The sequence below is a fragment of the Rhizobium favelukesii genome (genome assembly GCF_000577275.2).
GTDB classification, from domain to species: Bacteria; Pseudomonadota; Alphaproteobacteria; order Rhizobiales; family Rhizobiaceae; genus Rhizobium; species Rhizobium favelukesii.
In genome coordinates this window covers 470259-494785 of the sequence record NZ_HG916852.1, presented here as the reverse complement: position 1 = coordinate 494785, position 24527 = coordinate 470259, and the positions used below count along the sequence as shown (strand labels likewise).

General features: G+C 61.1%; 23 protein-coding genes and 1 pseudogene. 12 read left to right on the top strand and 12 right to left on the bottom strand.

The genetic code is table 11. The features are described 5' to 3' along the window. The first annotated feature begins 167 nt into the window (after positions 1 to 167). On the top strand, positions 168 to 1325 hold the full coding sequence (locus LPU83_RS40735; RefSeq protein WP_024314551.1) for a serine hydrolase domain-containing protein: 1158 nt from the start codon (positions 168 to 170) through the stop codon (positions 1323 to 1325). Between the two features lie 6 nt (positions 1326 to 1331). On the opposite strand, the gene truA is transcribed toward LPU83_RS40735, so the two are convergent. The 4 genes from truA to LPU83_RS40715 form a co-directional block, all read right to left on the bottom strand. Then, positions 1332 to 2138 carry a tRNA pseudouridine(38-40) synthase TruA gene (gene truA, locus LPU83_RS40730; protein WP_024314550.1) on the bottom strand — a complete coding sequence of 269 codons (807 nt, stop codon included), beginning with the start codon at positions 2136 to 2138 and terminating at the stop codon, positions 1332 to 1334. Beyond that, positions 2138 to 3073, bottom strand: a complete 936-nt coding sequence (fmt, locus tag LPU83_RS40725; protein ID WP_024314549.1) for a methionyl-tRNA formyltransferase — start codon at positions 3071 to 3073, stop codon at positions 2138 to 2140. The genes truA and fmt overlap by 1 nt, the downstream gene beginning before the upstream one ends. A gap of 173 nt (positions 3074 to 3246) precedes the next feature. Beyond that, positions 3247 to 3765, bottom strand: coding sequence for a peptide deformylase (gene def, locus LPU83_RS40720; protein WP_024314548.1), 519 nt, complete (start codon positions 3763 to 3765; stop codon positions 3247 to 3249). 94 nt (positions 3766 to 3859) lie between these two features. Then, positions 3860 to 5359, bottom strand: a complete 1500-nt coding sequence (locus LPU83_RS40715) for a globin-coupled sensor protein (protein ID WP_024314547.1) — start codon at positions 5357 to 5359, stop codon at positions 3860 to 3862. Between the two features lie 197 nt (positions 5360 to 5556). Here LPU83_RS40715 and LPU83_RS40710 point away from each other — a divergent pair, with 197 nt between their 5' ends. The 3 genes and pseudogenes from LPU83_RS40710 to LPU83_RS40700 all read left to right on the top strand — a co-directional run bounded on the left by LPU83_RS40710 (position 5557) and on the right by LPU83_RS40700 (position 10297). After that, a complete protein-coding gene (locus LPU83_RS40710) occupies positions 5557 to 6789 on the top strand; it encodes a DNA recombination protein RmuC (RefSeq protein WP_024314546.1) in 1233 nt (410 codons plus the stop codon). A 47-nt stretch (positions 6790 to 6836) separates the two neighbouring features. Then, positions 6837 to 7736, top strand: a complete 900-nt coding sequence (locus LPU83_RS40705; protein ID WP_024314545.1) for a ribokinase — start codon at positions 6837 to 6839, stop codon at positions 7734 to 7736. Positions 7737 to 7956: 220 nt separating this feature from the next. Beyond that, positions 7957 to 10297: pseudogene (locus LPU83_RS40700) on the top strand (methyl-accepting chemotaxis protein). A 73-nt stretch (positions 10298 to 10370) separates the two neighbouring features. Here LPU83_RS40700 and ptsN read toward each other — a convergent pair. The 6 genes from ptsN to lptC all read right to left on the bottom strand — a co-directional run bounded on the left by ptsN (position 10371) and on the right by lptC (position 15556). Continuing rightward, complete coding sequence (gene ptsN, locus LPU83_RS40695) at positions 10371 to 10835, bottom strand: PTS IIA-like nitrogen regulatory protein PtsN (protein ID WP_007529605.1); 465 nt, start codon at positions 10833 to 10835, stop codon at positions 10371 to 10373. A 63-nt stretch (positions 10836 to 10898) separates the two neighbouring features. Then, positions 10899 to 11474 (bottom strand): ribosome hibernation-promoting factor, HPF/YfiA family, encoded by a 576-nt coding sequence (hpf, locus tag LPU83_RS40690; RefSeq protein WP_024314543.1) that lies wholly within the window; start codon positions 11472 to 11474, stop codon positions 10899 to 10901. Between the two features lie 253 nt (positions 11475 to 11727). Continuing rightward, on the bottom strand, positions 11728 to 13287 hold the full coding sequence (gene rpoN, locus LPU83_RS40685; protein WP_024314542.1) for an RNA polymerase factor sigma-54: 1560 nt from the start codon (positions 13285 to 13287) through the stop codon (positions 11728 to 11730). 156 nt (positions 13288 to 13443) lie between these two features. Continuing rightward, positions 13444 to 14229, bottom strand: coding sequence for an LPS export ABC transporter ATP-binding protein (gene lptB / locus LPU83_RS40680; protein ID WP_024314541.1), 786 nt, complete (start codon positions 14227 to 14229; stop codon positions 13444 to 13446). Positions 14230 to 14268: 39 nt separating this feature from the next. Then, the gene (locus tag LPU83_RS40675) at positions 14269 to 14877 is read right to left on the bottom strand and encodes an LptA/OstA family protein (protein ID WP_024314540.1); all 609 of its coding nucleotides are present in this window, start codon (positions 14875 to 14877) and stop codon (positions 14269 to 14271) included. Positions 14878 to 14890: 13 nt separating this feature from the next. Then, positions 14891 to 15556, bottom strand: coding sequence for an LPS export ABC transporter periplasmic protein LptC (lptC, locus tag LPU83_RS40670; protein WP_024314539.1), 666 nt, complete (start codon positions 15554 to 15556; stop codon positions 14891 to 14893). Between the two features lie 212 nt (positions 15557 to 15768). Between lptC and sppA the strand changes: the two genes are divergently transcribed. The 4 genes from sppA (at position 15769) to LPU83_RS40650 (ending at position 18594) form a co-directional block, all read left to right on the top strand. Further along, a complete protein-coding gene (gene sppA, locus LPU83_RS40665) occupies positions 15769 to 16719 on the top strand; it encodes a signal peptide peptidase SppA (protein ID WP_024314538.1) in 951 nt (316 codons plus the stop codon). Positions 16720 to 16748: 29 nt separating this feature from the next. After that, on the top strand, positions 16749 to 17048 hold the full coding sequence (locus tag LPU83_RS40660; protein WP_003544934.1) for an integration host factor subunit beta: 300 nt from the start codon (positions 16749 to 16751) through the stop codon (positions 17046 to 17048). 118 nt (positions 17049 to 17166) lie between these two features. After that, a complete protein-coding gene (locus LPU83_RS40655) occupies positions 17167 to 17499 on the top strand; it encodes a DUF1049 domain-containing protein (protein WP_024314537.1) in 333 nt (110 codons plus the stop codon). Between the two features lie 189 nt (positions 17500 to 17688). Next, positions 17689 to 18594: a S1C family serine protease gene (locus LPU83_RS40650; protein WP_024314536.1), complete on the top strand. Its 906-nt coding sequence runs from the start codon at positions 17689 to 17691 to the stop codon at positions 18592 to 18594. A gap of 22 nt (positions 18595 to 18616) precedes the next feature. Here the strand turns inward: LPU83_RS40650 and LPU83_RS40645 are convergent, their stop codons facing one another. Together LPU83_RS40645 and LPU83_RS40640 are read right to left on the bottom strand one after the other, a co-directional pair. Further along, complete coding sequence (locus LPU83_RS40645) at positions 18617 to 19090, bottom strand: GNAT family N-acetyltransferase (RefSeq protein WP_051166648.1); 474 nt, start codon at positions 19088 to 19090, stop codon at positions 18617 to 18619. A gap of 9 nt (positions 19091 to 19099) precedes the next feature. Further along, entirely contained in the window at positions 19100 to 19552 is a 453-nt protein-coding gene (locus LPU83_RS40640) for an SRPBCC family protein (RefSeq protein WP_024314534.1), read from the bottom strand. A gap of 117 nt (positions 19553 to 19669) precedes the next feature. Between LPU83_RS40640 and LPU83_RS40635 the strand changes: the two genes are divergently transcribed. Genes LPU83_RS40635 through LPU83_RS40620 form a run of 4 tightly spaced genes read left to right on the top strand, consistent with a single transcriptional unit; the run spans position 19670 to position 24441 of the window. Beyond that, positions 19670 to 20758: a class I SAM-dependent methyltransferase gene (locus tag LPU83_RS40635; protein WP_024314533.1), complete on the top strand. Its 1089-nt coding sequence runs from the start codon at positions 19670 to 19672 to the stop codon at positions 20756 to 20758. Next, positions 20755 to 21615 carry a TrmH family RNA methyltransferase gene (locus LPU83_RS40630; protein ID WP_024314532.1) on the top strand — a complete coding sequence of 287 codons (861 nt, stop codon included), beginning with the start codon at positions 20755 to 20757 and terminating at the stop codon, positions 21613 to 21615. Before LPU83_RS40635 ends, LPU83_RS40630 begins: the two co-directional genes overlap by 4 nt. Continuing rightward, complete coding sequence (gene lspA, locus LPU83_RS40625) at positions 21612 to 22115, top strand: signal peptidase II (protein WP_024314531.1); 504 nt, start codon at positions 21612 to 21614, stop codon at positions 22113 to 22115. Before LPU83_RS40630 ends, lspA begins: the two co-directional genes overlap by 4 nt. A 55-nt stretch (positions 22116 to 22170) precedes the next feature. Further along, the gene (locus LPU83_RS40620; protein WP_024314530.1) at positions 22171 to 24441 is read left to right on the top strand and encodes a hybrid sensor histidine kinase/response regulator; all 2271 of its coding nucleotides are present in this window, start codon (positions 22171 to 22173) and stop codon (positions 24439 to 24441) included. The last annotated feature ends 86 nt before the right edge of the window (positions 24442 to 24527 follow it).

The window sequence follows — 24527 nt, the reverse complement described above, 5'->3', positions numbered from 1 at the left end:
TCCTCCACGCAAAGCTCTTGCGGATATAGAGACGATTATCGCAGTCGGACGCAAGCATTAAGGTCTCCCATAGTCAATGCAACGGGCCGGGCACCAAGGCTCGTCCAAATTTTCCAGCCGTCCCTGAGGCGGCCGAGTGCGCCCGCCGTTCCTTCGAGAGGAAAAACATGTCTTCCTTCGCAATCGTCAGGCCAGACCCGAAAATGACGCGGCTACTCGACAGCGCAATCGACTCCGCGCTGGACGAGAAGCGGCTCGTCGGCACCGTCGTCCTGGTCGCGCGGGAGGGCCGCGTTGTCTACAGCCGTGCCGCCGGCATGGCGGACCGGGAGAGCGGCCAGCCGATGAGCACAGACACGATCTTCCGGCTTTCTTCGGTGACCAAGCCGATAGTCGCCATCGCCGCCATGCGGCTTGTCGAGCAGGGGCGCATCAATCCGGCCGATCCCGTCGCCCGCTGGCTGCCCTATTTCTATCCCCCGCTGGCGGACGGATCAGCACCCGTCATCACCATCCATCATCTGTTGACGCATACGGCAGGTCTCGGCGACGGCTTCAATGGGGATGCAAACAAGCGGAAGCCCGACGGCGCCGATATCGCGGGCAGACACCCCAGCATCGCGCTCGAAGAAGAGCTTCGCCGTCTTGCAACCGAACCGTTGCTCTACGAGCCCGGCAAGGGCTGGCGCTATTCGATCTCGATGGATGTTCTCGGTGGCATCATCGAGAAGGAGACCAGCGCGCCGCTAGGCGAGGCAGTCGCCGCGCTCGTCACGAAGCCGCTTGGACTTTCCGACACTGCGTTTCATGTAACCGACCGCGGCCGCCTTGCCGTCCCCTACAAGAATGCAGCGCCACAACCCGAGCCGATGGGATGGGAGGATTCGATCATTACCCCTTCCGGTGTGTTCGGCTATTCGCCGGGGCGCATCTTCGATCCCGATATCTATCATTCCGCCAGCGGCGGCATGGCAGGCACAGCCGGCGATATCCTCGCCATACTGGAAACCATAAGACGCGGCGGAGCGCCGCTGCTTGATGCGAGCACCGTTTCCGCGATGATCCGCGACCAGACGAACGGCCTGACCGGGCTTCAACGACCCGGGCTGGGTTTCGGCTACGGCTGGGCTGTTGTCACCGATCCCGACCGCGCCGGGCTGCCGCTGGCGCGGGGAGCGATCCAGTGGGGCGGCGTCTACGGCCACTCGTGGTTCATCGATCCGGAAAGGAGCCTGACGGTGGTGGCGCTTACGAACACGGCGCTCGAAGGGTTGTTCGGCGCCTTCCCATTCGATATCGGCACGGCCATCTATCAAGCCCGGTAGGCCAGGTCATGATAGATCGTCACCGTCATCGCTGCCCTCCAGCCAGCGGTGGCGGTCGGTGATGACGTCTGGATAGTCGACCTGCATGAAATAGAGCCCGTCGGGCGGCGCAACGGGGCCACAAGCCTTGCGGTCGCGGGCATCCAACGCAGCGCGGACATCGTTCGGCGTCCATTTGCCCTCACCGGCGAGCTTCAGTGTTCCCGCAAATGACCGGATCTGGTTGTGCAGGAAGCTTTGGGCCGTCGCGCGGATCTCGATCAGTTCGCCGCTTCTTGTCACGTCCAGCCGATCGAGTGTGCGGATCGGGCTGTTGGCCTGGCAATGGGCGGAGCGGAACGTGGAGAAATCGTGCTTGCCGACAAGTGTCTGCGCGGCGGCATGCATGGCCTTGTGATCAAGGGTCTTCGGCACCCACCATGCCTTGCCGGCCTCAAGCGCCAGCGGCGCCCGGCGGCTGATGATGCGATAGAGATAGTGGCGCCGCAGCGCCGAGAACCGTGCGTCGAAGAACTCACTCGCCGCTTCCACGCTGATGATCGCGACGCGCTCGCCGGCCAGCTTGAGATGGGCGTTGAGCGCGTTCTGAAGCTTGAAGCCCGACCATTCCCTGGCGAGATCGGCGTGAACCACCTGACCCGTGGCATGAACACCGGAATCGGTGCGGCCTGCCCCACGGATCGACACCGTCTCACCGCTCGCCGATCGGATCGCCTTCTCGATCGCACCCTGGACGGACGGCCCGTTTTCCTGCCGCTGCCAGCCGACGTAAGGACCACCGTCATATTCGACGATCATGCGGTAGCGGTGCATCAAGGGAGCCTCGTACCTGATGCAAGTGGCGTTCCACGCAGGAAGTCGGCAGCCAGCAACGGCTTGCCACCAGCCTTTTGCAATTTGGTCAGGCGAACGGCGCCGGTTTCGCAGGCAACGACCAGATCGTCTGTCAGCAGTTCACCGGCGCTGCCGCTGCCTTGCGCAAGCTCCGAGGCCAGCACCTTCACCCGCTCAGGCTTGCCGCCGATTGCAACTTCGAACCATGCGCCGGGAAACGGTGCCAGACTGCGAATGTGATTATGGACTTCGGCAAAATCCTTGGAGAAGTCGATCCGCGTCTCACCCTTGTCGATCTTGGCGGCGTAGAGCACGCCGTCCGACGGCTGCGGCGTCAGGGGAAGATCGCCCATCTCGAGCTTGACCATCGCCTCCGCCATCGCCTTGGCACCGAGATGCATCAGCTTGTCGTGCAACTCTCCGGCCGTCATGTTGGCACCGATCTCGACTTCGCTGGTGAGAGCCACTGGCCCGGTATCCAGGCCTTTGTCCATCTTCATCACCATCATGCCGGTCTTTTCGTCGCCGGCCATGATTGCCCGCTGGATCGGGGCGGCTCCCCGCCAACGCGGCAGTAGCGAGGCATGACCATTGTAGCAGCCGTAGCGCGTGCCGGTCAGGATCGCCTCCGGCAGCAGCAGGCCATAGGCAACGACCACAGCGACGTCCGCATCATGGGCCCTGAAGCGCTCGCGTTCTTCCGGATCCTTGAAATTCACCGGGGTAAAGACCGGAATGGCGAGCAGTTCGGCCGCCTGCTGCACCGGCGACTTCTGCAGGTCCAGCCCGCGCCGTCCGCCTGGCCTTGGCGGTTGGGTGTAGACGGCGAGGATCGTGTGCCCGGCGTCGACCAGCTGTCGCAGGGTCGGGACAGAAAATTCGGGCGTACCCATGAAGATGATGCGAAGCGACATTTCTATCTCGCCATGTTTCCGGTCAGCCGTCTTCAAACGGGTTTACGAGCTTGAGATCAAGCCCCTTCAGGCACCTGCCCGCGACATTGCTGGCCCGCGGGGCGCCATGCATTTGCCCGCCTTCGTCGGATCGGCGCGCCTCGCAAGCAGGGCCGCACCGACGGACGTCCGGGTTAGAGAGCCTTCGTCGACTTCGCCGCCTTGGTGAACTTCTTGACGACCATGTCGCGCTTCAGACGGGAAATGTGGTCGATGAAAAGCACGCCGTTCAAGTGGTCGATCTCGTGCTGCAGGCAGGTGGCGAGCAAGCCGTCGGCCTCCACCATCTGCTCCTTGCCGTCGCGGTCGAGGTACTTGACCGTCACGGTCGCAGGTCGCTCGACTTCAGCGTAATAGTCGGGAATGGAGAGGCATCCCTCCTCATACACCGAACGTTCATCGGAAGAGGCGACGACGTCTGGGTTGACGAAAACCAGCGGTTGCTTCTCTTCGCCTTCGCGGGAAACATCAATGACCAGCATGCGGCGCGGCACGCCGATCTGGATGGCAGCAAGGCCGATACCCGGCGCATCGTACATGGTTTCAAGCATGTCGTCGGCAAGGCGCTGAAAATCGGCATCGACGCGCTCGATCGGCTTGGAAACCTGACGAAGCAGCGGATCGGGAAGAATGATGAGTGGCTTGATGGTCATGGCGTTCCCATAACGCATCTTTTTCCAGGATGGAATTATCCGGCAGGCAGGTGGAGCGCTTTTTTACGCCCCAGCCCGGAATTTCGCCGCGTTCCTATCGGGCGGCGCGGCGCGGAACGGCCAGCGAACGATGCTCGACGCCGGTACGGAAGCGCTGCAGCAGCGCGATCAGATTGTCGACTTCGCCGCGCAGGCGCCGAGTCTCGGAAGAGGTGTTCTCCACCATTCCTGAGTTCTGCTGCGTGATCGTGTCCATGTTGCGGATGGCGACGCTGACCTCGTCAACCCCGGTTGCCTGATCGCGTGCGGCAGCGGCGATATCGGCAACGAAGCGGTTGATGATATCGATGCGGTTGATCATGTCGTTTAGTGCCTCTCCGGTGCTGCTGACAATGTCCACCCCTTCGTTCACCTGTGTCGAGCTTTCCGAGATCAGATTCTTGATCGCCTTGGCCGCGTCTGCCGTGCGCTGTGCGAGCTGGCGAACCTCCTGCGCCACGACGGCAAAACCCTTGCCCGCATCGCCAGCACGCGCAGCTTCAACGCCGGCATTCAGCGCCAGCAGATTGGTTTGGAACGCAATCTCATCGATCACGCCGATGATCTTCGCGATCTCAGTCGACGATTTTTCGATGCCGGCCATCGCTGAAACGGCGCTGGTGACGAGCTCGCCCGAATTCTTGGCCTTCTGTTGCGTCTCGCGAACAGCGCCGGACGCCTTTTCGGCGTTTGCGGCTGTCTGACCGACGCTGACCGAGAGCTGCTGCAGCGCCGCCGAGCTTTCCTCGACGCCGGCGGCTTGCTGGGCCGTGCGCACGGCAAGGTCATCTGTGGCCTTGGCGATCACGTCCGTACCCCTCAGGATTTCACCAGAGGTTGCCCGCACCGAGGCGAAGGAGGTGCGAAGAGCCGCAACCGCGCGGTTATAATCATCGGCCATCGCCCTGAAGTTGCCAGGGAGGTCAGGAGGTAGGGTCGCCTCGAGGTCGCCGTTCGAGAGGGCCTCCAGGCCGCGGCGAAGATGGTCGAGCGCAATTGCCTGATCCTGTTCGGCTTTCGCCCTCTCTTCCTCCAGCTTGCGGCGCCTCTCTTCAAGCGCTTCGAGGTAAACCGAGATCGAGTAATCCATATCCAACATCGCCGCCTTGATAACGGCGGCAAGCTTCTCGGCCAGAACCTTGCCCTGCTGCTTGGCAAACATCGAGGGCCACTGCTTGGCCATCAGGCCCTTCACGAGTTCGCTCATCAGCAAGGCATAGCCGCCGATGTACCAGCGCGGCTCGAGGCCGATGCGGGCGTGTGTCTTGCCAACCGCGACCACGCCCTTCACGTAGCTTTCGTCGAAGTTGCCGCCCGCCAGTTTGGCCCAATGCTCTTCCTGACGCTTCTTGGCGTGTCCCATATGTGCCTTGTCGGCAAAGAAGTTCGCAACCCCCGATGTCTTCGCCAGCTTCGCGTAGAACTTGTCGAGGGCGCCGCCGAGCAGCTCCGAGATTGCCGGGCGCATCTCGCGCAGCGCCGTACGGGCTCCATCATCCAACTCGATGAAATCGAGGCGTTGCTTGAGCGCGCTGTCCGACTGCTGGCTGGTCATGATGTCTCTGCTTTGCGATTGATGCTGAAAGGAAATTTGAGCAGAGCTTTTGCGCAATATGGTTGAGCAATGGTTAAATGCGCTTACGATTCGTCAGCCGTCGTTTGTTCTCTCCGGTCATCTCGCCTGCCGCCACGCCTGTGGGATGTTCACGTTTTGATCTAGATATCTCATTTGAGTTTGCTATTGTTGCAAGCATGAACACCAACGCTGAGTCGCTTCTCCTCGCCCTGTCGCAGATAAGCCCCGCCATGCTGGCGCTCGCCGGAGGCGCAATTGCCGCGCTGATCCTGCTTTTGATCGTCCTTGTCGCCCACAGCGGGCAGGTGCGAAGAGAGCAGGCAGAGGTGGCGAGCTTCCGCGCCGCCGAGGCGGATGCGCGCATGGCCGAGCTTTTGAAGATCCAGGCGGAAATGCACGGGCGCATGTCGACGATGGCCGAAGTGTTCGGCTCGAGGCAATCTGAGCTGAACCAGGCGATCAACCAGCGCCTGGACGGAATGTCGCAGCGCGTCAGCACGACGATCACCGAACAGACCAAGTCGACGCACGAGAACCTACAACGGCTGCAGGAGCGTCTCGCCGTCATCGATGCTGCCCAAAACAACATACAAACGCTGGCGAAGGACGTCGTCGGCCTGCAAGCGATCCTTTCCAATAAACAGACACGCGGCGCTTTCGGCCAATCGCGCATGGAGACGATTGTCGCCGATGGCCTGCCGATGGGCGCCTATGGATTCCAGCAAACGCTGTCCAACGGCTCGCGTCCCGACTGCACCATCCGGATGCCCAACGGCGCGCCGCCCCTGGTGATCGATGCGAAATTCCCGCTTGAAGCCTGGAACGCGATCCGAGACGCGGGCGGACCGGATGGAGCCAAGGTCGCCTCGCAGCAGTTCCGTCGCGACATGGAAACGCATATCCGCGATATCTCTGAGAAATACCTGATCCAGGGAGAGACGCAGGACACGGCCTTCATGTTCGTGCCGTCTGAATCGATCTTCGCCGAGATCCACGAGAATTTCGAAGCAGTCGTGCAGAAGGCGCACCGATCGCGAATCGTCATCGTGTCACCTTCGCTGCTGATGCTCTCCATCCAGGTCATTCAGGCCGTCCTAAAGGATCAACGGATGCGGGCCCAGGCACACGTCATCCAGGGTGAAGTCGCAAACCTGATGGACGATCTCGGTCGCCTCGACGAGCGCGTCCGCAAGCTGCAGGGGCATTTCGCTTTGGCGCAGAAGGACGTCGACATGATCGTCACGTCCGCCGACAAGCTGAACAAGCGTGGAGTGAAGATCGAGGCTCTGGAGTTCGAGGGCGGTGACAACAGCAACAGCAAGACCACGGCACGAGACAATGACGCCGCGCCGAAATCCGTCGACAGCCGCAGTGGGCTTCTCAAGCTCAGGGTGGTTGACGACGAGTAAGGCCTTCGGGCAGTGTCGCGCCCAAGAAAGCATTGGACGGGACACCCATGATCACAGTTTTCGGCTCTATCAATATGGACCTCATCGCCACCACTGCGCGCTTGCCTAAACCCGGCGAAACGGTCGCCGGCAATGGATTCTCGACGGCGGCGGGCGGCAAGGGCGCCAACCAGGCGCTTGCCGCGCGACGCGCCGGGCGCGCCGTTCACATGGCAGGGGCCGTCGGTCGGGACGGCTTTGCCGAGGCGGCGCTCGCATTGCTGAAGGAGGCCGGCACGGGGCTTGAAACCGTCAAGCAGGCCGACGAGCCGACCGGAACCGCACTGATCCTCGTCGGCGGCGACGGCGAGAACATGATTGCGGTGGTGCCCGGTGCGAACGGCACGGTGACACCAGCCGACGCCGACGCAGCGATATCAGCGATGAACAAAGGCGACATTCTGATGCTGCAGCTCGAGGTGCCGGTTCCGGCCGTGGAGCGCGCGTTGGCCGGCGCCCGGGCGAAGGGGGTCACGACGGTGCTCAACCTTGCGCCGCTGATCGACGACGCTGCACGCCTCGGCCGTCTTGCCGACATCGTGATTGCGAATGAAACAGAGTTCGAGCGCCTTGCCGGCCAGGAAACCATGGGGTCCGACGATCGCGAGGCCGCGCTGAAGCGTCTGAATGCCGAAACCGGGCAAACCCTGATCGTGACGCTCGGTGCAGACGGGGTCATCGCAATCCGCGATGGCGGCATCTCGCGCGCCAAGGGGCTGAAGATCGAGCCGGTCGATACGGTCGGCGCCGGCGACACCTTCTGTGGCTACTTCGCCGCAAGCCTCGACGAAGGGCTCGATTTCGAGGCATCGCTACGCCGAGCAGCGATCGCGGGTTCGCTCGCCTGCCTCAAGCAAGGTGCACAGCCATCGATACCGTCCAGCGCCGAAGTCGCAAACAAGCTATAAAGCAATTCTCACGGCGGCATGCTTGGGCCGCTTGGCGCGGATACCTTCGATTTTCTTTGGATTTCATTCAAATTTAAGAGATTTCCGGCGATGTTCCAGCCATCACCGGACCCCTCTCAGGGGCCGGCCTCTGTAACGGCTGCTCCATGAGGGGGCGACGCCTTCGTCCCCTGTGCCGATGAATGCCCCGTTCGGCACATCCTTGCTCCCCGAGGAATCCATGTTCATCTTTCGCATGAAGTCGCTTGCAGCCAAGCTTATCCTCATTACCGGCATTGCCATCGCCCTCGTCCTCCTCGTTTCGAACTTCTTCCTCATCGGTGAGACGCGCAACCGTGTCCAGACGCTCACCATGGATCAGGCCGATCTGGAGGCGAAGGCGATCGCCAACGAGGTCGCCTCCTCCGTTGGCGAATTGGCAGGGGCCGCACGCTCAATGGCCGGCACCATCGGCCGCGGTCAGGAAGGGAAGTATCTCGACCGCAAGGCCGTTTTAGACATGCTGAAGGCAAACGTCGAGCGCAACCAGTTCGCCTTCGGCAGTTGGTTTGCCGAAGAGCCGAACGCCTTCGACGGCCAGTCGCCTTCGATGGCCGGCAAGGTCGATTTCGGCGCCGCCAAGGATGGCACCTTCAACCCGTACTGGACGAAGAGCAAGGACGGCGGCTTCACCTTCTCGACCTTCGATTCCGACTACAAGGCTGCCTGGTACGCGCTCGCCGCGGAAAGCAAGAAGGGCGCGCTGTCGCCGCCTTATGCCGAGACGACGACCGGCGAGAATACGGCCATGACCTCGATTGCCTACCCGGTCATGTCGGGCGGCAAGCTGATCGGCGTCAGTGGCGTCGATATCTCCCTGAAGTCGCTCCGGGACAAGCTCTCGACACTTCATCCCTTCGGCTCTGGCCGCGTCACGCTGCTCTCAGAGACCGGCAAATGGATCGTCGCGCCAATCGCCGAGCTTTCCATGAAGGACTATGACGGCGAAGGCGCGGATGCGGTGAAGAGCGCGCTCTCGACCCTGCAGCCATCGGTCGTCAAAAATCTGACCTTTGACGGCTACGAGCCGTTCGACCGCGTCGTCTATCCCTTCGCCCTGCCCGATGTGAACACGACCTGGGTCATCCTCGTCGACGTGCCGCACACGGCCATCAACGCGCCCGTTCAGGATCAGACCTTCATGATGGTCGCCGCCGGCATCCTCGTGCTCGCAGCCGTCATGCTCGCGCTCTATCTCGCCGTCCGCTCCCTCGTTCAGCGCCCGATCGGCAGTCTCGTTGCCAGCGTCAAGGCGCTCAGCGACGGCCGCTACGAACAGCCGGTCGCCGGTCAGGATCGCGCCGACGAGATCGGCTCCGTGGCCAAGGCCCTTGAAGGCTTCCGCTTTGCGCTCGCCGACACGCAGCGCCTTCAAGCCGAGGCAAACAGCCAGCGTGATGCAGCCGAAGCCGAGCGCGGTCGGTCGGAAACCGGGCGGCATCAGTCGATTACGTTGCAGCGTCACATCGTCTCGATCGTCGGCTCCGGCCTGTCGGAGCTGTCACAAGGCAATCTCGGCCACCGCATCACCGAGGACTTCCCGGGCGAATACGCCAAGCTGAAGCAGGATTTCAACGCGGCGCTGGAAAGCCTCGAAGAAACCATCAACACGATGAACCTCAGCGTCGTGAACATCGGCTCGGGCACGAGCGAAATCAGTGGCAGCGCCTCCGATCTCGCCAAGCGCACCGAGCAGCAGGCAGCAAGCCTGGAAGAGACCGCAGCGGCCCTCAACGAGCTCACCGCGCAGGTCAATTCCAGCGCGGAGAACGCCCGCACAGCTGCCGACAACGTCAACCTCGCCTGCGAGGATGCGGAAAAGTCGGGCGAAGTGGTGCGCAAGGCGATCGCTTCGATGCAGGGCATCGAGCAGTCGTCCACCGAGGTCTCGCGTATCATCGGCGTCATCGACGAGATCGCCTTCCAGACCAACCTGCTGGCGCTGAATGCCGGCGTCGAAGCAGCGCGTGCCGGTGAAGCCGGCAAGGGCTTCGCCGTTGTCGCACAGGAAGTCCGTGAGCTGGCACAGCGTTCCGCCAATGCCCGCCAAAGAGATCAAGACGCTCATCAACACCTCGGCCGTGCAGGTCAAGGAAGGCGTGGATCTGGTCGGTCGCGCCGGCGATACGCTGCACAAGATCTCCGAGCAGGTCATGGGCATCAATGGCCTTATCCGCCAGATCTCGGCATCAGCCAGCGAACAGACGATTGGCCTGAAGGAGATCAACCAGGCCATGAACCAGATGGACCAGGTTACCCAGCAGAACGCCGCCATGGTCGAGGAGACGACGGCCGCCAGCGTCACGCTCAACGATGAAGCCCAGACTCTGAAGCAACTCGTGACGCGCTTCCGCGTATCCGGCATGGGCCACGCTTCGGCGCTGCGCTCCACGGCTCAGCAGATGCGCGCGCCGAGCGCGGCACCAGCCTATCGCCCGGCAGCCGCACCACCACCACGCCGCGCGGTTCCTCAGGCGCACGGTTCGGCCGCGCTCGCCCAGGACAACTGGGAAGAGTTCTAAGCCGAGTCCGATGGCTTGAAACGAAAAAAGGCGCCTGAACAATCAGGCGCCTTTTTTCTGGAATATTGAATGCTCAAGCTGCGTTCGAGGTCTGCTCCTCGTTGAGGAAGGCATAAATCGCCGAAGCAGAGTCGGTCGCACGCAGCTTGGCGACGAGATCGTGGTCGCGCAGCACGCGGGCGATGCGCGACAGCGCCTTGAGGTGATCGGCGCCTGCGCCTTCCGGCGCGAGGAGCAGAAACACCAGATCGACGGGCTGATCGTCCAGCGCCTCAAAATCCACCGGCTGATCGAGACGTGCGAAGATGCCGACGATGGAGTGGACGCTTGCGAGTTTGCCGTGCGGTATGGCGATGCCGTTTCCGACGCCGGTCGAGCCCAGGCGCTCGCGCTGCAGGACAACATCGAAAATTTCCCGCTCCGAAAGTCCTGTGACTTTCGACGCCTTTGCAGCCAATTCCTGGAGGAGTTGTTTCTTGGAATTTACCCTGAGGGCGGGAATGATCGCATTTTGCTGCAGCAAATCTGCCAAAGCCATTTTATTTTCCTTCTGCGCCAAGAAAGGGAGAGCGGCAGCCTAACTGCCGCCCATCGCCTGATCTCAGCTTTTGATGCTGGCTGCATCAATCCAGCCAATGTTACCGTCATGGCGACGATAAACGATGTTTAGTTGTTCCTTGCCGGGGCTACGGAACAGCAGCAGCGGCTCGTCCGTCATGTCGAGCGCCATCACGGCGGTCGCTACCGACATTGTTTTCAGTTGCTTGGTACTTTCAGCGACAATCGCCGGCGCGAAGTCGTCTGGAATCTCGTCGTCCTGGTCCGACATCCCATCCATGACGGTGTACGCGACTTCAGCAGAACCATTCTGGTGATTTCCGGAGTGGTGATCCTTCAGCTTGCGCTTGTAGCGGCGAAGACGCTTCTCGATCCGTTCGGAAGCGGCATCGAAAGCCAACTGCGGATCCATCGCCTCTCCGGCGGCATGCAATACAACTCCGCTATCGAGATGGAGCTTGCAGTCGGCGGAAAACCGGGCGTTGGCCTTTTGCACGATCACCTGACCAGAATACCCTCCGTCGAAGTATTTCGTGACGGCTACACCGATTTGGTCCTCAATCCGCTGACGGAACGAGTCACCAATTTCCATATGTTTACCGGATACACGCACACTCATGGAGTTTCCCTTCTTATAGTGGTTTGCGAGTACCAGTTTACGCCAAGGCTCACCCTCATCCAAGCACTTCGCGCGATCCCAAGCAAGATCGGCCGAAGTTCCCGGCTTCAGGCGCCCTGAGGATGATGGGGATAACTTCCAACGCTGTCCACAGCGCCAATTGCGGCGCGCTTCTAGCCAGAAGTTACCAAAATGTCAACAGACACATTCATTAGAACTCGGAAATACACGCATTGGTCGCCGCACCCGACAATCAAAAGCCCGCGACCTTGGCCAAGGCCCGTTTCTCCCGCCTGCGCTGGACGGACGAAGCGATATTCATTGCCTCACGGTACTTCGCGACCGTACGGCGGGCAAGATCGACGCCGCCCTTCCTCAGGATATCCACTATATCGTCATCGGAAAGCACGGCATCCGGGCTTTCCTGCATGATAAGGGCGCGAATCTTATGGCGCACAGCCTCGGCCGAATGGCTGTCGCCGCCTTCGACAGCACTGATGGAGACGCTGAAGAAATATTTGAGCTCGAAGAGACCCCGCGGCGTCAGCATATACTTGTTCGACGTCACGCGGCTAACGGTGGATTCGTGCATCTTGATGGCGTCGGCCACCGTCTTAAGGTTGAGCGGTCGCAGGTGATCGACACCGTCCATCAGGAAGGCATCCTGCTGCCGAACGATCTCGCTTGCGACCTTCATGATCGTCTTGGCACGCTGATCGAGGCTCCGGGTCAGCCAGTTGGCGGTCTGCAGACATTCCGACAGAAAGGCGTAATCGTCACCACTCTTCGTGACTTTGGAAAAATACGCTTGATTGACCAGAACGCGCGGCAGCGTGTCGGGATTAAGCTCGACCAACCAGCCGCCGTCGGAGCCTGCGCGCACGACGACGTCGGGCATGATCGCCTCCGACATTCCGGCTTCGAAGCCCGCGCCCGGCTTCGGATTGAGCTGGCGGATCTCGCCCAACATATCGAGCAGATCTTCTTCGTCCACGCCACAAAGCCGCTTCAGCGTGGCGAAGTCGCGCCGCCCCAAAAGCTCGAGATTGCAGACCAGCGCCTGCATGGCGGGGTCAAAGCGGTCCTTCTGCCGAAGCTGGATCGCCAGGCATTCGGCCAGGTTGCGTGCGAAAACGCCGGGCGGATCGAGCGTCTGCAAGGCGGCGATCACGCGCTCGACATCGTCGACGCTCGCGCCCAGCCTATCGGCAGCTTCCGTCGCATCGCCCTGGAGATAGCCTGCCTCGTCCAGCTGATCGACGAGGTACTGGGCGATCAGGCGATCGGACATGTCGGGCAAGATAAAGGGCAATTGCTGGGCAAGGTGATCGCGTAGCGAGATCTGACCGGCAACGAAATCATCGAGATCGTAGCTTTCTGCCCCTTCGCCGTTGCCGGGCATCGACTTCCACTGGCTGATCAGCTCTGGAGCGTCGGCGCGCTGCGGGACGCCGTCATCGGGAAAGACGTTGGCATAGTTGGCATCGAGTTCGTCGCTGAGGCGGCTTGCACCGCCGGTGTTGCCACTCTCGTACCAGTCGCCCGACAAAACCTCGGTTCGGCTGTCGTAGCCGCCATCGCCGGGTTCTTCCACCTGCGGTGCGTAGGCCTCATCCTCCGCGCCTCCGCGCTCGGTGATTGCGTCCGCTTCATTTGACGGAAGTTCCAATAGTGGGTTCTTTTCGACTTCCTGGGCAATGAACTGCGTCAGCTCGAAATGCGTCATTTGCAGCAACTGAATGGACTGCATCAGTTGCGGTGTCATCACCAGCGACTGGTTCTGGCGCAGGAAAAGATTGGCCGACAGTGCCATAGCGGACGCTAAACTCCCGTTCGTCTCCTCCGGGAAACCGCGTCCTGTCACGGGCTCAGGCCACGGAAATCCAAGTTGGCCCAAAAATTGCTTTTTTATTCTATTTGGTCAAGCGGAACTGTCACAGAAGGTGAATTTCCGCGGCGCCGGAGCGCGTCAAAGACTGAAATTGTCGCCCAGGTAGAGGCGGCGCACTTCCGGATTGTTGACGATGTCGTTGGCACGACCATGCGTCAGGACTTCGCCAGCATGGATGATATAGGCGCGGTCGATCAGCCCCAGCGTCTCGCGCACATTGTGGTCGGTGATCAGCACGCCGATGCCGCGCGCCGTCAGATGATGAACGAGATGCTGGATGTCAGCGACAGAGATCGGATCGACGCCCGCAAACGGCTCGTCGAGGAGCATGAAGGTAGGATCGGTCGCCAGTGCGCGGGCGATTTCGAGGCGGCGACGCTCACCACCGGAAAGCGACACGGCCGCGCTCTTGCGCAGCTTGCGAATGTGAAACTCGTCGAGCAGTTCATCGAGCTTCTTCTCGCGCGCAGCCCTGTTGTTGATATGCACTTCCAGAACCGCGCGAATGTTTTCTTCAACAGTCAGACCGCGGAAGATCGAGGCTTCCTGAGGCAGGTAGCCAACGCCCAGTCGCGAACGGCGATACATCGGCATCGTCGTAACGTCATTGCCGTCGATCTCGATCGTACCCTCGTCAACGGGCACAAGCCCGGTGATCATATAGAAGCAGGTCGTCTTGCCGGCGCCGTTCGGACCCAGCAGGCCAACGGCCTCGCCGCGTCGAACGACCAGCGACACGCCGTTCACGACACGCCGGGTGCTATAGGTCTTGGTCAGACCGCGCGCAATCAGCGTGCCCTGGTAACGGCTTTTGTCACCGGCCGGGGTCTCAGCAGCCGCTTGGGGGCCGGACCTGCCGGACATGGTCGATAGCGAGAATAACTTCACGTGGTAAGGCCGGGGTCAGTTCTGTTTCTGTGACTTCGGATCAAGCTGGATCTGGACGCGCCCCCCGCAGCTATCCAGCTGTGCCTGTCCCGTCTCCATGTGCACCGTCAGCTGGCAACCAGTAAAGACGTTCGGTCCATCGGTAAGGACAACCTTTTCGCCCTTGAGGATGAAAAGCTGCTTGGTCATGTCGAAAGAGCCGTTATCGGCGGTGGCTGTCTGCGTGCCCGAGTTCAGGAACACCTTGTCCGTCACGATGATGTGATCGATATCAGTGTTGCCCGATGAAATCGACGCTGAAGCGTCCTTGGCGCCGGCTGCCGGGGCCGCATTCGCGTCGCCGCCCTTCGGCTTGTAGTAGACCGTCATATGTCCGGCCTGCAGCGTCGTCTTGCCCTGCACCACTTTCACATTGCCCGTGAAATCGGCCGTGTGTTCCTGATCGTGGATCTCCAGCTTGTCGCTCTCGATCTGGATCGGCTCGTCCCTGTTCAGCTTCAGGCCGTCCATCTGGCTGGTCGTTGCCTGCGCCAATGCGCCTCCGGCCAACAGCAGCAGCGCCACCGCGCCGTTGAGGAATACTGCTCCCGCCTTGCGGGTAGAAATGCGACAATCGTTTGTCATGGTGACCCGGCTGTTAAGTGCCCTGTTTGTGAATAGTGGAGGGATCGACATTCATGCGTACATTCCCCTCGAATGTGATCGTCCGCCCCTTATCCGTCATCTTGATCGACTGCGCAACAATAGAAGCGGTATCTTTCTGAATACTTACGGGATCCTCGCTCGTGAGCTTCCCGCCTTTGATGTCGACCTTGGCGCTCTGGAAGTTGGCCGTCAGCCCGTTGCTCAAAAGGATGACAAAGGGGGATTTGACATCGAGATTGTCGGTCGCACGGTCGTAGTCTGCAGCCGTCGCTTCGACGCGGGCGATCAGATCATCCTTCATCGGCACTGCAGCCTTGATCTTCTCAAGCGTCATCAGGTTGGGATTCTTGATATCCTGAAGCGCCCGCTCGGCCAGCATCGAATAGTTGATCCCATCCGAATTGCGGCCCGAGATCGCGGGTTTCTCCATCACCACCTTGCCGTTCTCGATCTTGGCACCCTCGATCTTGATGTTCTCCGGCAGGTAGGTGCGAATTACGGAAACACCAATGAAGACCAGCGACACCGCAACGGCTGCGATCGGAAGTATGATCTTCAGGCGGCGTACACGTGCGGAATGGAAGCGCGCAGCGCCATAGGCGCTTCGCTGCGGCCTCACGTAGTCAGCCCTTCCGCTGGAGTTCAATGTATTGAGCATAAACCTGGTCCGCGTCGGTGATCGGGCAGCGTATATAGGCATTGCCGCGCCCGATCACAGTTCGTTTCGCATTATTACACTGACTTGCCAATATGGATTTTTTTCTGCAACAAGCAACAAAGGCGCCGACGCGTGGTAAATCGATGTGTCCGAACGGCGCAGGAGCCCTAGATTTACGGGATCGCGCGGCTCGCCACCCCCTGGAGGAATGAATGGACAGTTCGATGATCGCGGATCGCCGCAGGCTTCGCCGCAACGTCGGTTTCTGGCGCGTCGTCGCGGTATTGCTGCTTGTGGTATTGGGTTTCGCTGCTTACCGGGTATTCCTTGGCGACATCGCAACCAGCCGGCCGCACGTCGCCCATGTGACCATTTCCGGGCTGATCACCGATGATGACGAGCTGCTGGAGCGGCTGAAAAAGATTGAAAAGAACGACGCGGTGAAGGCCGTCGTCGTCTCCATTTCCTCGCCCGGCGGCACGACCTATGGCGGCGAGAGGGTCTTCAAGGCGATCCGCGCCATTGCCGCCAAGAAGCCTGTTGTATCCGACGTGCGCACGCTGGCTGCTTCCGCCGGCTACATGATCGCGACCGCCGGCGACATGATTATTGCCGGAGACAGCTCGATCACCGGCTCGATCGGGGTGATCTTCCAATATCCGCAGGTCAAGCCGCTGCTCGACAAGATCGGCGTTTCACTCGAGGAGATCAAATCCTCACCGTTGAAGGCCGAGCCCTCGCCATTCCATCCAGCGAGCGAAGAGGCCAAGGCCATGATCAACAATATGATTGTTGACAGCTATGGCTGGTTCGTCGATCTGGTCGCCGAACGCCGCAAGCTGCCGCGCGAGGAAGTGCAGAAGCTTGCCGATGGCACCATTTTCACGGGCCGCCAGGCACTCAAGATCAAGCTGATCGACCAGATCGGCGGGGATGACGATATCAGGGCCTACCTTGAGACACGCAAGGTCAGCAAGAGCTTGCCTGAGGTCGATTGGGACAAGAAGAGCAGCACGTCATTCCTGCTCGCAGACAGCGCGTCTCAGATCCTGACGCTGCTTGGCTACGACGATCTTGCCAAGGCTCGCGATCTCGGTGGAATCCTGCCGCAAAAGTTGCTCCTTGACGGGCTCCTTTCAGTTTGGCAGGTTGGCCATGACTGATAAGAAATCAATAATTTAAGGGGGCGAAAGTGATCAAGTCCGAACTGGTGCAGATAGTTGCAGCCCGCAACCCGCATCTTTACCATCGCGACGTCGAGAATATCGTCAACGCGGTGCTCGACGAGATCACCGACGCGCTTGCGGCGGGCAACCGCGTCGAGCTGCGCGGATTCGGTGCGTTCTCTGTAAAGAACCGCCCGTCCCGCTCAGGCCGCAACCCACGTACCGGCGATACCGTTTTCGTCGAGGAGAAGTGGGTTCCCTTCTTCAAGACCGGCAAGGAACTGCGCGAGCGCCTCAACCCGGGACAGGCCGACGAAGAGGATTGATCCTGCATGGCAGCCTGCGGCAAGCCCGCACTTGAACTTGGCTCTCGGCCCACTATCCTGCTGACCAGATCAAAGCGCCGCGTCGACGATGGCGCGCGATGAAATACGGAGGCCGAGCATGGCGAAGAAGATCACCAACCTTTTGATTTTTCTGCCACTTGGAATCATCTTGATCATCTTCTGCGTCGCCAACAGGCAGATCGTGACGCTCGCCTTCAATCCGTTCCGGCCGGATGACCAGGTCCTTTCCCTGTCGGCGCCGTTCTTCGTGTTCATTTTCATAACGCTGATCATCGGCATTTTGGTCGGCTCTGCTGCGACCTGGCTCACCCAGGGCAAATACCGCAAGCGCGCGCGAACCGAAGCCAAGGAAGCCGTTCACTGGCAGACCGAGGCGGACCGCCACAAGACCCGAGCCGAGGAAATTGCGGGGCAACTGCCGTCGAGGTGACGCGCTCGCCAGGGCCTAAAGGTTAGAGCGGGTCGACAAACCGGAGCGTGGCGCGCAGGCTGAAATAAGGCCGAGCAAGCACTTGCAGCCATAGACCCAGCTTCATAGCTATATAAAATAGAACCCACTGCACATCTGCTAGGCACAGTCGTTTCGCGACACACGCCCGCGCCTTGCGAGGATGAGACCATGAATATCGACGAAATCCTGCGGTCAGTCGTGGCCGTTCGCTCCTCAATTCCGGAAGATGCCTTTACAGCAGGCACGCTCGGTACCCGCCGGGAAGGCAGCGGCGTCGTCATCAAGCCATCCGGACTGGTCCTCACCATCGGCTACCTGATCACCGAGGCCGAGGAAGTTTGGCTGACCACGCTTGACGGGCGCGTCATCGCAGCCCATCCGCTCGCCTATGATCAGGAGACCGGGTTCGGCCTGCTTCAGGCGCTGGGGGATATCGGCCTGCCGGCATTGGAATTCGGTGATGGCGCCGGAGCCAGCCTCGGCGACCCTGTCGTGCTGGCGGATGGCATCGGCCAGTTCGTGGAAGCCAGGATCGTGGCAAAGCAGGAGTTCGCCGGCTATTGGGAATATCTGCTCGATGAGGCGATCTTTACCACACCCGCCCATCCGTCCTGGGGCGGCGCCGCACTCATTGATGCCGAAGGCAAGCTGCTCGGGATCGGTTCACTGCGCCTGCAGATGAGCCAGAACGACGAGATTGCCGATATCAACATGATCGTGCCGATCAACCTGCTTCCGCCAATTCTCGATGACCTCATGACACGCGGCCGCGTCAATAAGCCGCCGCGACCGTGGCTCGGAGCCTTTTCCGCAGAGAGCAACGGCGATGTGGTTGTGATGAGCGTGGCTGACGGAAGCCCGGCGGCTCAGGCCGGCTTGCGGCGAGGCGACATCATTTCCGAGATCCGCGATGGCGAAGTCGATGGACTTGCCGATTTCTACCGCAAGGTCTGGAGCAGCGGCCCGGCCGGCGCGGAAATCCCGATGCGGGTGCTGCGCGACGGCCGTGAGGCGTGGCTGCGCATCAGGTCCGCCGATCGCAACGCTTTTCTGAGGAAGCCGCAACTGCAATAGGCCTGCCAAGCGAAGAACGGTGCTAGACGGCCGGATAGAAACTCATCTCTTCATAGTCGCCCTCCGCTGACGTGCCCGATCCCGTGACGATGAACCCCTTGGAGCGATAAAAGGCGTTCGCGCGATCGTTCTTGACCAGGCATTTCAGCCGATACTTTTTATGTGGCCAATCCGGCAGCGCCGCAAGCAGGGCAGCGCCGATCCCCTGCCCTCGCCAGAATTTGCTGACATAAAGCATGTGAATGAAATCGTCCGGCGCCCACAGTGTCATGAAACCCGCGGCCTCGCCGTTCGGTGCCTCTGCGAGCCACAGATGTTCGCCCTGCGTGTGGGCTTTGAAGTCCTCGTGGCGGAAGCTGGCGGGATCAACCCACACGAACGTCTCGCGGCGGACAGCCAGATATATGTCGGCAAGCCGCTCCAAATCCGACTGACGTGGCGATCTGATCGTCCACTTTACGGATTGTGGCTTCGTCTGGACGGAGAAATCTGTCAATTCGGACCCTTATTCTGCGGCCTTGGCACTGACAGCAGCGTTGAAACTGGAAAAGAACTGCTGCGCCAGCTTCGTGGACGTCGAGTCGATCAATCGCGCACCGAGCTGCGCGATCTTGCCACCAACCTGGGCTTTTGCCGCATATTGCAGGACCGTTTCGCCGCCGTCGTCCTTCAGCACCACATCGGCGCCCCCCTTGGCGAAACCGGCAATACCGCCCTTGCCCTCGCCCGAGATCGTATAGCTTTCGGGCGCCTTGATGTTGGATAACAAGACCTCGCCGTTGAACGTTGCAGAAACCGGACCGATTTTGACCTTCACCACCGCTGCCAGCTCGGTCGGAGATTTCATCTCCAGGCTCTGACAGCCCGGAATGCACTGCTTCAATACCTCAGGGTCGTTGAGCGCTGCCCATACGACATCCCGAGGAGCGGTAATCCGTTCTTCGCCGGTCAAGTCCATCCGAAATCCTCCCATTTCGACCTGCCTCAATTTATCACAGCCGGAAAGCGCTTTGCCAAGGTGAAACGGAATGCTATTTGCACGAGCTCTATAAAATTGAAGCACGCGGAAGATCACGTGAGACAGAAAGAACGCCGGCCGGGCCTGAAATCCGCCGCCGGCCCCTCCGGCGGACGCCGCGCCGACGATCGAGGCACACGCCCGGCGAAGCCAGCGCCGGGCCTTGAGAAGGTGCGCGAACCGGCCTCCGTGCCTGGCGCCATCGACCGGCCCCTGATGGCGCGTACGGGCGAGCGTCCGGCCGAACGCGTGCCCGTCATCCTCGAATCCCTTGGCGCAGGCGACTTCCATCTGATCGACAGCGGCAACGGCGAAAAGCTGGAGCAATACGGGCCCTACCGGATCGTGCGCCCGGAAGGCCAGGCGCTGTGGCAGCCATCGTTGCCAAAGCAGGTCTGGGAAAAGGTCGATGCCGTCTTCACCGGCGATACCGACGAGGAAGGCACAGGGCGCTGGCGCTTTCCCAAGGAAGCGCTCGGCGAGACCTGGCCGCTCAATCTGCTCGGTGTGGATTTCTACGGCCGCTTCACGTCTTTCCGCCACGTCGGCGTCTTTCCCGAGCAGATCGTCCACTGGACCTGGATGAAGCAGCAGGTCGAGGCCGCCGGGCGGCCGCTGAAGGTGCTGAACCTCTTCGGCTACACCGGTGTCGCCTCCCTGGTTGCGGCAGCCGCCGGCGCGGAGGTCACGCATGTGGACGCTTCCAAGAAGGCAATCGGTTGGGCGCGCGAAAACCAGGCGCTGAGCCGGCTGGAGAAGGCGCCGATCCGCTGGATCTGCGAGGACGCGATGAAGTTCATCCTGCGCGAGGAACGCCGTGGCAACAGCTACGACATCATCCTCACCGACCCGCCGAAATTCGGCCGCGGACCGAATGGCGAGGTTTGGCATCTCTTCGAGCATCTGCCGCTGATGCTCGATATCTGCCGCGAGATCCTGTCTCCGAAGGCGGTTGGGCTGGTGCTCACGGCCTATTCGATCCGGGCCAGCTTCTATTCGATCCATGAACTGATGCGCGAGACGATGCGCGGCGCCGGCGGGGCCGTCGAATCCGGCGAGCTCGTCATTCGCGAGGCCGGACTGGACGGCAAAGCGCCGGGACGCGCACTCTCCACCTCCCTCTTCTCCCGCTGGGTGCCGAAATGAGCCATGAACACCGGGGCCACGGCCCGCACAAGGTCGGGCACGTGAAAGAGGTCACTTCGCTCGCCAATCCGATCATCAAAGACATTAAGGCGCTGACGAACAAGAAGTCGCGCGAAGAGAGCGGCACCTTCATGGCCGAGGGGCTGAAGCTGGTGATCGATGCGATCGAGCTCGGCTGGACGATCCGCACGCTGGTTTACGCCAAGGCCGCCAAGGGCAAACCGCTGGTCGAGCAGATGGCGGCAAGGACCGTCGCCTCCGGCGGGCTGGTGCTGGAGGTCAGCGAGAAGGTGATCTCCTCGATCACCCGCCGCGACAATCCGCAGATGGTAGTCGGCATCTTCGAAAGCCGCTGGAAGCCGCTCCGCGAGATCCACCCGAAGCAGGGCGAGACCTGGATCGCCCTCGACCGCGTGCGCGACCCCGGCAATCTCGGCACGATCATCCGCACAGCCGATGCTGCCGGTGCCTCCGGCGTGATCCTTGTCGGCGAGACGACCGATCCCTTTTCGCTGGAAACGGTGCGCGCCACCATGGGCTCGGTGTTTGCCGTTCCCGTCGCCCGCGCGACACCGGAAGAATTCATTTCGTGGAAGAAGCATGCCGGCGTCTCCGTCGTCGCTACGCACCTGACAGGCTCGGTCGACTACCGGACGATCGACTACAAGAAGAGGCCCGTCGTGATCCTGATGGGCAACGAGCAGTCCGGCCTGCCAGAGCATCTTGCCAAGGAAGCCGACGCGCTTGCCCGCATTCCGCAGCAGGGCCGCGCCGACTCGCTCAATCTTGCCGTCGCGAGCGCCGTCATGCTGTTCGAGGCGCGGCGCCATCTCCTCTCACTCGACGAGGCCAAATGACCGAACAGACGCTAGAACGCCCGACACTGTTTGCCCGCCCGTTGCCGATCCTGGTCTTCATCATCATCGCCGTCGTGCTCGACCAGATCGTCAAGATCGTCGTCGACCATACGCTGCCGCTGCAGGAGCCGGTGCATCTCATCCCGATGTTGGCCCTCTACCGGACCTACAATCTCGGTGTCGCCTTCTCTATGCTGTCGGGCATGGATGGCTGGTTTATCGTCGGCATGCGCCTGATCATCGTCGCTTTCGTCATCTGGCTCTGGCATCGCACCGGCAAGCAACGCACCTTCGCCCATCTCGGCTATGCGCTGATTATCGCCGGTGCGCTTGGCAACCTGATCGATCGTTTCCTCTACGGTCACGTGATCGACTACATCCTGTTTCATACCGAAACATGGTCGTTCGCCGTCTTCAACCTGGCCGACAGTTTTATCACCATCGGCGCGGGATGCGTGATTCTGGATGAGCTGATACAACCTAAAAACGCAGACCGTTAAAATCTTACCGGTTTGCTGAAGGCATTTGGAACCGCCGTTATGTTATCCGGCGGCCATGCAAGGTCTCGGTCAATTGCACGAAAAACTTGCCGCCGCGTTCGGGCGGCCTACCGCTCATCGCGAAGGTGAGCGGGGTTCGGATGCTGCTGCTCATCAAACCGAGTTCGTTTCTCCGCAAGTCCAACGCAACCGCGTGGGCCGCAAGCTTCTGTCATGGTGGTTGGGCGGCCTTGGACTTGTTGCCGGCTCTGTCCTTGTCGCCGCAACGCAGGCGGGGGGCCCGTTGCTGCTTTCGATCGGCCTCGGCGTCGCCCCACTTGCCTTTATCGTCCTTCTCGCAATCCTTTCGACCGCCAGGCAGAGAAGTTCGAGGACGTACCCCACCGGCGTCTCCTCTGCATGGAGCCAGGGTGCGGCTCTCTTTGCCGATATCCATGACGCGCTTGGCGACATTACCGTCACGCGCCACATGGACCGGCGCATCATCGGCGCGAATGAGGCGTTTCGTCGGCTGACGGGCCGGCTCAATCCCGAGGGGCTAACCTGTGAGGAAATCGGCATCGCCTTTCGTCCCGGCACGGCGCCGCATCGCTTCGAGGTGGAGATTTCGACACCCGAGGGCCAGCGCATCTACTTCTGGCGTGACGTCGTTACCCGCGACCCGGCCGACGGACGGCTGCTGCTCCAGAGTATCGCTCGCGACGTCACCGAAGAACGGCTGACGGCACAAGCCCGCGAGGAGGCCCGGCAGAAAGCCGAATACAACAGCGCCGCCAAATCGCGCCTGCTTGCCACCGTCAGCCATGAGATCCGCACGCCGCTATCCGGCATCCTCGGCATGACGCATCTGTTGACCGAAACCCGACTGACGCAGGAACAGCAGAACTATCTCACAGGCATCCGCCAATCCGGCTATGCCTTGACACAGCTGGTCGAAGACCTCCTTGACTTCTCGACCATCGAGGTTGGTCGTTTCCAGCTGCGTCCGCGGGCGGAATCGCTTCGCAAGCTGCTTGAGAGCGTCGTCGAAATGCTCGCCCACCGCGCCCATGAAAAAGGTATCGAGATCGGGGCGACGGTTTCTTCCGAGTTGCCGGAACTCATGAGCTTCGATCCGGCACGCCTGCGTCAGGTCCTCTTCAACGTCATCGGCAACGCCGTGAAATTCACGCAGGCGGGCGGTGTTTTCGTGCGGGCATCGCTGCAGGGCAACGACGTCCTGATCAGCGTCACCGACACCGGGCCCGGCATGACCGAGGAAGAACAGAACCGCATCTTCGGCGAGTTCGAGCAGGGTGGAACGCCGATCGAGAAGAGCGCCGGGACGGGTCTTGGCCTCTCGATTTCCGCCCGCATCATGCGCGAGTTCGGCGGCTCGCTTACGGTGGCCAGCGAGAAAGGAACCGGCAGCGAATTCAGCATCAGGTTTCCGATCGACATTCCGGAGGAAAGCCGCGGTCGCCACAACGCCGTGCTTGCCGGCAGCGTCGTGCTGCTGCTGGCGCCTGCCGGTGCGGCGCGCATGGCGATATCAGAGACGATCGCAACGCTCGGCGGCGATTGCCACCTGGTCACAGATGGCACGAGCGCGCGTGACATGTTGCTCGCCATGGCGTCGCGCGGCCGCGGGCCGACTGACATCATCGTCGACCACCGCATGTCGGCAGAGTTCGCCGACCACCTCGCCGACCGTGCCGAGATCGCGGCACTCGGTCTACGCAAGATCTTCCTGGTCAACCCCGAAGAGCGCAACGCCCATCCCCTCGACCTGTTCGACGCCTGGCTGATACGGCCGCTGCGCGAACAGTCGCTGATCGACGTGCTGCGTGGGCGGATGCGCGGGATGGAAAAGCGCGATGCGTTGAACGACAACCAGCCCGGGTTCAGCGTCTCCATCCCCGAAGCCGGGCTCCAGGGCGGGCTGCGCATTCTGCTCGCGGAAGATGACCCGATCAACGCTATGCTCATTCGGGCAATGCTCGAAAAGGCCGGCCATACCGTCGAGCACGTCGAACATTTCGAGACGCTTCTCGACCGTGCGCTATCAGAGGGAAGCGTACGCCCCGATATCGTGATCAGCGATCTTTCCATGCCGGGCGGCGACGGTATCGATATGCTTGGCCGGCTACGCGGCCATGAGCGCCGACTCGATGTTCCGCCCGTCCCGATCATTGTACTGACCGCCGACAAGCGCGACGAATCCCGTAGACAAGTCTTGCTGAATGGTGCAAACCGCGTCATGGTAAAGCCGGTTGACCCGATAAGGTTGCTGACGGAAGTCCAAGCTGTTGCTGCGCTTTCGGCCCGCCGCGCGGAAGCGCGGTAGCCATCAAACAACCGGCACGTTTCTTGCGTGCGGCGGCTGTATGATGTCACTTTCCTGTCGCATATAAGTGTTTTATGGCGTGTCAA